General features: G+C 62.8%; 7 protein-coding genes. All 7 read left to right on the top strand.

Annotation, left to right across the window (positions count from 1 at the left end):
- Positions 1-125: 125 nt before the first annotated feature.
- Positions 126-1,424, top strand: coding sequence for an FAD-binding oxidoreductase (locus tag P3C29_RS29325; protein WP_275966091.1), 1,299 nt, complete (start codon positions 126-128; stop codon positions 1,422-1,424).
- A 25-nt stretch (positions 1,425-1,449) separates the two neighbouring features.
- Positions 1,450-1,815 (top strand): cupin domain-containing protein, encoded by a 366-nt coding sequence (locus tag P3C29_RS29330; protein WP_201122884.1) that lies wholly within the window; start codon positions 1,450-1,452, stop codon positions 1,813-1,815.
- A 50-nt stretch (positions 1,816-1,865) separates the two neighbouring features.
- On the top strand, positions 1,866-2,525 hold the full coding sequence (locus tag P3C29_RS29335) for a helix-turn-helix transcriptional regulator (protein ID WP_275966092.1): 660 nt from the start codon (positions 1,866-1,868) through the stop codon (positions 2,523-2,525).
- 85 nt (positions 2,526-2,610) lie between these two features.
- On the top strand, positions 2,611-3,432 hold the full coding sequence (locus tag P3C29_RS29340) for a molybdenum cofactor biosynthesis F family protein (RefSeq protein WP_201122880.1): 822 nt from the start codon (positions 2,611-2,613) through the stop codon (positions 3,430-3,432).
- Positions 3,425-4,225: an SDR family oxidoreductase gene (locus P3C29_RS29345; protein ID WP_201122877.1), complete on the top strand. Its 801-nt coding sequence runs from the start codon at positions 3,425-3,427 to the stop codon at positions 4,223-4,225. Before P3C29_RS29340 ends, P3C29_RS29345 begins: the two co-directional genes overlap by 8 nt.
- Positions 4,218-4,979, top strand: coding sequence for an SDR family oxidoreductase (locus P3C29_RS29350; protein WP_275966093.1), 762 nt, complete (start codon positions 4,218-4,220; stop codon positions 4,977-4,979). Before P3C29_RS29345 ends, P3C29_RS29350 begins: the two co-directional genes overlap by 8 nt.
- A 174-nt stretch (positions 4,980-5,153) precedes the next feature.
- The coding region (locus P3C29_RS29355) for a DUF6531 domain-containing protein (protein WP_275966095.1) at positions 5,154-6,792 on the top strand (1,639 nt) is incomplete at its 3' end.

Here is a 6,792-nt window from a genome sequence, read left to right on the forward strand (position 1 = left end):
TATAACTTGTGAAGCCGGCGAGGGCTCTGGCGCGCAGGATCAAAACCCGCGGCACACAGAATCAAGACATCCAGCGTGCCAGCGCCCTTAATACACTCATTAGCTCTTCACTGTCAGGCAGCGCAATGATCAATATCGAAACGCCGACCTATTACACGGCGACCAAAAAATACAACCTCAGCTTCCCGACCCTGGAACAGGACGTGGAAGCCGACGTGGTGATCATCGGGGGCGGCTTTTCCGGGATCAACACCGCCCTGGAACTCGCCGAAAAAGGCATCACCAACATCGTCGTGCTGGAAGCGCGTTACCTGGGTTTTGGCGGCACCGGGCGCAACGGTGGGCAGATCATGGCCGGCATCGGTCACGACCTGGAGAAGATCAAGCAGGACGTGGGTGAAGACGGCCTGCGCCAGATCTTTGAGATCAGCGACCTGGGCGCCGACATCATCAAGAACCGCATCGCCAAGTACGACATCGATGCCGACTTCTGCCACGGCTACGGCTACATGGGCTTCAACGCCCGCCAGGAAAAAACCCTGCGCGCCTGGGAAAAAGACTTCAAGTCCATCAACACCCAACATGAAATCCGCTTCCTCGGCGGCTCCGACGTGAAGCAGATCATCGGCTCCGACGCCTACAGCAGCGCCCTGCTGCACATGGGCGGCGGGCATGTGCACTCGTTGAACCTGCTATTGGGCGAAGCCAAGGCCCTGGCCGGCTACGGCGTGCGGATTTTCGAGAACAGCCCGGCGCTGGAAGTCAGCTACGGCGAACGCATCACCGTGCGCACAGGGCGCGGTTCGGTCAAGGCCAGCAAACTGCTGTGGGCCTGCGACAGTTTCCTCAACAAGCTGGAACCGGAACTGCACCGGTCGACCATCAACACCTATGCGTTCCAGATGATGACCGAGCCATTGTCTGAAGAGCTGATCAACCGTATCAGCCCGATTCGCGGGGCCTACAGCGATATTCGCCCGGTGATCGACTACTACCGTGTCACCAACGAAAACCGCCTGCTGTTCGGTGCCGCCACGCCTTTGGTGGAGCACATTCCCGGCGATTTGAAAGCCTGGAACCGCAACTTGATGCTGAAGATTTTCCCGTACCTCAAGGACGTGAAAATCGACTTGGCCTGGGGCGGCCCGATGGCCTGCAGCCCGAACCTGTTCCCGCAGATCGGCACCCTGCCCGGGCGCAGCAACGCGTTTTATGTGCAGGGCTATTCAGGCTTCGGCGTGACCCCGAGCCACATCATCTGCAAGGTGCTGGCCGAGGGCATGAGCGAAGGCTCGGCGCGGTATGACCTGGTCAGCTCGATCCATCGCCCGACCATCATCGGCAAAGACACGATCCGCCCGCTGCTGCTCACCGCCGGCAAGTCCTGGCACCAGCTTTCCGGTTACTGGAACGGCCGCCGCTAATTTTTTCTCATCAGGAGCAACTGCCATGACCCTCGTCACCCTCAAGAAAGACATCCAGCTGTCGGAACTCGACGCCTGGGGCACCGTCGCCGACCTCGGTTCAACCATCCTCGAAGGTGAAGTCCGGGCCTTCGGCAAAATGACCTTCGGCGCCCCGACCGACGCGGTCAGCAGCGCCTATTTCGGCACCACCCAGGGCAAGTTCCGCATGGTCTACCCGTTTGCCGAACAGGCCACCGTGGTCACCGGCGAGGTGGTACTCACCGACGAGTCCACCGGCCAGAGCACCCGCTACAAGGCCGGTGACAGCTGGTTCGTGACCAAGGGCACGCCCGTACTGTGGGAAGTGGTCAGCGAAAGTTTCGTCAAACACTACTTCGCCGTGGTGTGACAGCCCCGGCTGCCGGCCCCCGTCGGCAGCCCTTTGGCGCAGGAGCCCCCATGCACACCCTCCCCGCCCACGAAGTCGCCGGCCAGTGCCTGCAGGCTTTTACCCGATTGATTCCGGTCAGCCAGGCCGCGTTCTATTGTGTCGACCGCCACCTGCAAGCGCGGGATTTCCAGCTGCACGGCATGAGCGGCGAGATGCACCGCGACTACCTCGACAACTACCGCCAGTTCGATCCACTTCAACCGCGCAACTGCTTGTCCAGTGGACTCGCAGTGGTGCCGCTGGGCCTTGCCATGGCCCGCCAGCCCGCGCGGGATACCCGACGGTATGGGGATTTTCTGCGGCGATACGGCGTGGTCGATGTGGTGGAAATTTTCGCCCAGCGCGACGGCCAGCCCCAGGCGGCGATCTCGCTGCTGCGCACCGCCGACCAGGGCACGTTCACCGGCGAGCAACTGACCCAACTGAATGCCCTTCAAACCTTGCTGCAACTGGCCGTCGCCAACATGCAGCCCGCTGAGGATGCACTGGCCGGGCTGACACCCAAGGAGCGCCAGATCGCTCTTTTACTCCGCCAGGGCGCCAGCAACAAACAGCTGGCCCGGGAGCTTGAAGTCGGCCTGCCGACCATCAAGACCCACCTGATCAACCTGTTTCGCAAGACCGGCGTCAGCAGCCGTACGGAGCTGGTGGGCAGCCTGTTTCTGTAGCCGGCCTCAACCATCCGGTTGATGGTCGGGCCTGCTGCCGGGCGCGATGATCCGTGGTGTTCACCCACCCAACCGGAGCATCGCAATGACCACCCCTTCTGACTGGATCACCGTGGGCGCCCTGGCCGACGGCTTCGCCCCCGAGGCCTTTATCCTGCCGAACCTGGCCGACCTGAGCGGCAAGACCTTCACGCTGTACTTCGCCAATGGCTGGCAGATCGAGCACCGTTTCGAGCGCGACAGCCTCGCCTGGGTCGCGGCCGACGGCCACTCCAGCGGCAGCGCAACCTACCGCGCGACCTCGGTGCGTCCCGGCCTGTACCTGGTGGACTTCATCAAGCGCGAAGGCGCGCAAGCCTGGTCGGTCAGCCTGGTGCTCGACACCGCCAGCGCCTCGTTCACCGCCGTGCTCGGGCGCATGCCCACCCAGGAACAAACCCGCGAAGGCCTCTACAGCCGCGCCCTCGCCGGCAAGCCGCTGACCTCGGTGGAAGTGGAGTTCCTCCACGGCAGCCTCGACCGCCCCTGGCAAGCCGGCCAATGCCCACACGCCCCTACCACCGAACTCACCGGCCTGCGCAACCAGTACCGCTACAGCCCGAGCGAGGTCTACGAGCACATCTACCTCAACCACCAGTTCTACGCCTGGCAATGCCTCAAGGGTGTGGAGCAAGGCCTGTGCGACACCGACCGCTGCGATTACTACAAGATCTCCGACCAGCTGTACCTGTTCGTGTGGCGCGAAAAAATCATCCCCACCCTCGGCCTGGTGCTGATCGACCTGCAGCAGCACCGCAGCGACGGCAAGATCTTTGGTTATGCCGACGCCTCTTTCGATGAATTGTCGAACTTTCCCATCAGCTCCTACTGCCAGGTGCTCAACCGCACGGAGCATCCTGATGACTGAGCCGCGCACCGTTGTGATTACCGGTGCCGGCACGGGCATCGGTGCCGCCTGCGCCCGGCTGTACGCCGCCGACGGTGCGCAATTGGTACTGATCGGCCGTCGTCGCGAACCGCTGGAGCAGGTTGCCCGGGACACCGGCGGCCTCGTGCTGGTGGGGGATGCGGCCTGCCCGCAGACGTGGGAGGGTTTCGTCACGCAGATTCGCCAACGCTATGGGCGGATCGATGTGCTGCTGGCCTGCGCGGGCGGGCATGGCGTTGGCAGCGCCACCGACACCAGCCCGCAGACCTGGGAAGCGGCGCTGCGCAGCAACCTCGACAGTGCCTTCTACAGTGCCCGGGCGTGTTTGCCGCTGCTGCTGGAAAGTGCCGGGAATATTGTGCTGATGGGTTCGATTGCCTCCCTGGCCGCCGGGCCTGAAGTGTGCGGCTACACCACGGCCAAGCATGCCTTGCTCGGGCTCAATCGCTCACTGGCCCGGGATTACGGCCCGCGTGGCGTGCGGGTGAACGCCGTGTGCCCGGGCTGGGTGCGCACGCCGATGGCGGATGAGGAGATGCAGCCGTTGATGGACTTTCATGGCGAGACGCTGCAACACGCCTATGACCGGGTATGCGCCGACGTACCCTTGCGCCGCCCGGCCAGCGCCGAGGAAATCGCCAGGGTGTGCCGCTTCCTGGCCTCCAGCGAGGCGTCGATCATTACCGGGGCAACGCTCGTGGCGGATGGCGGTTCAAGCATCGTCGATGTGCCGACGCTGGCGTATGCGCATATGGAGGCGAGTCATGGATGAAGACCTGGATTTCAGCGGTCGCAGCGTCCTGGTAACCGGCGGCGCCCAGGGCATTGGGCGGGCCATCGTCGAGGCGTTTGCCCTGCGAGGTGCGCGAGTGATGGTCGCCGACCTGCAACTGGCCGAAGCGCTGGCCTGTGATCTGTGCGAGCGCGGTTGCGAGGTGGAAGCGGTGGCGGTAGATCTGGCAGATGCCGCTGTGGTATTCGGGCTGGTTGAAGAGGTGGAACAACGCTGGGGGCGGCTGGATATTCTGGTGCATAACGCCGGGTATTTTCCGCTGACGCCGTTTGCCGACATCACCCCAGCGATACTCGAGCGCACCCTGGCGGTCAATTTATCGGCGTTGTTCTGGCTGACCCAGGCGGCGCTGCCGATGTTTCGTCGCCAGGGCCGGGGCTGCGTGCTGGTCACGTCCTCAGTCACCGGGCCGAGGGTCGCATTTGCGGGGTTGAGTCACTATGCGGCGTCGAAGGCCGGGGTCAACGGGTTCATCCGCAATGCCGCGCTGGAACTGGCCGGGCTGAATGTGCGGGTCAATGGCGTGGAGCCGGGCATGATCGCCACGCCGGCCATGGGCAATCTGGGGGATGACCAGGTGAACGCACAGATCGCCAGCCGGGTGCCGCTGGGACGGCTGGGTGCGCCGGGAGATATCGCCGGGGCGATGCTGTTTCTGGCGTCGGACCTGGCGGGCTACATCACCGGGCAGACATTGGTGGTGGATGGCGGTTCGACCTTGCCGGAGGTTTAACGAAACGTCCTACTAAACGGCCAGATAACCTCTACTCCCCCGCCTTGAGAACCGCTGCAAAGTCCCTCGCCTGATCACACAGCGCGAGGGAACGCCGATGCTTTTTTCGATTACTGCTCTGCCCAGTGGGGCTGCCTCTTGATTCCCGCCATTGGCTTTTTCGTCGTGGCGGCGATGGACCCGAAGACGCGCGACGTCAATGCGGTTCTCAACGACTTCACACACTGCCTGAACACCTACGACGCGTGGGCCGAGAGCTTCTGGAGTTTTTCGGCACTGGATGTCGAGCAGGTGTTCAAGGTCGGCGATGAGGTGTCGCTGGTCGCGCCCATCACCCGTTCTCTTTACCCCAGCAGCACCGTCGCGACCTGCAAGGCCAACTCACCGTTGACCCTGGTGCACATGTTCCAGAGCACACGGTTCGTGCCCATCGGCAATACGCCGGTCATGCTCCAGGAAATCGCGCAAGACGGTGGTCCGCTCGGCGCCCCCCTCCATAAAACCATCGGCCCCAGCGGCATCCTTGAAGTCACCGAGTGCACCGTCGACCGGCAGTACCGGGTCAGCTTTTATCCCGACGTGTCCAGGGACCACATCAAGGCACTGTATACCTCCTATCAGTCCGAGATCAGCTCGCTGGAAGGTCGCCTGCGCGGCGAGTGGACGAGCACGTTCAAGCCGATATGGGAGAGCTATGCCAAGGCCGGTTATGTCGATCGGTACACCTCGCTGCAAATGTCCTATGCGCAAGGGTTTGGCAACGTGCTTTACGGTCTTTGGGACGGTATTGCGCAACTGTACCAATGGTTGGCAGACATAAAGCCCAACAGCGAAAAGCTGCTGCAGTACCTCTCCCAGGCCGAGCTTGGAGCGCTGCTGAAGCTCAGTCATGAGGCGATTGCCAAAGGACTGCTGATTCTGAGCGATGAACCGCTGCTGTTTATCTACCTGTCCGCAATGGTCAGTTGGATGCGCATGCTGCCGCCGCATTACCTGTTTGAGTTGCTGGGGGAAATCACCACCGAGGTGCTGCTCAACCTGTTGTTGCTATGGGCCACCGGCGGTATGGGTGTGGCGGAGCGGCTGGGTGCGCAGGTGCTGGGCAAGGTCAAGTCCGAGCGGGCACGGGAATGGCTGGAACAGATGGCCACGCTGGGCGGCACGGCCCGGATGGATGGGCATGCCGAGGTGCTTAAGCCGGTAGCGCTTCAGCGTCATGCGGTGCCGGTCAAGGCGGCGGCGGTGCCGTTGAAGGTGGGTCCAGATCAGGTTTCGAATCCGGCACCGATGGTGCGGGAGCCGAAGACGGCGCGCACGGCGCTGGTGAAGCAGGAGCTTGTGGATGATGTGCCCGCCTCTGCCAAGAACCCTGGTGGCGATGCAGCCGCTCCCGCAGACAAGACCGCAACCAATGGCTGCCCGGTGTCGATGGTCACCGGTGAGGAACTGCTGACCCTCACCGACGGCTCGTTGGATGGGGTGTTGCCCTTTGCCTGGACGCGGTTGTATCGCAGCAGTGCGGTGGAAGTGGATTGCGGGTTGGGGTTTGGCTGGAGTCATTCGCTGGCTCAGCGGTTGGTGGTTAGCGGCGAGTCGGTGATCTGGACCGATCACGAAAACCGCAGCACTACGTTTCCCCTGCCCTCTGCTACGCGGCCAGCCATCACCAATAGCCTGGCGGAAGCGGCGATTTATCTGGGCGCTTTGCCTGATGAGTGGGTACTGGCTCAAACCTCCCTTTTCTATCACTTCCGCGACGGTGTGCTGACGTCGATCAGCGACGCGTATGACAACCGGCTGCGTATTTCCCGAG

The sequence above is a fragment of the Pseudomonas sp. 1912-s genome (genome assembly GCF_029269205.1).
Taxonomy (GTDB): domain Bacteria; phylum Pseudomonadota; class Gammaproteobacteria; order Pseudomonadales; family Pseudomonadaceae; genus Aquipseudomonas.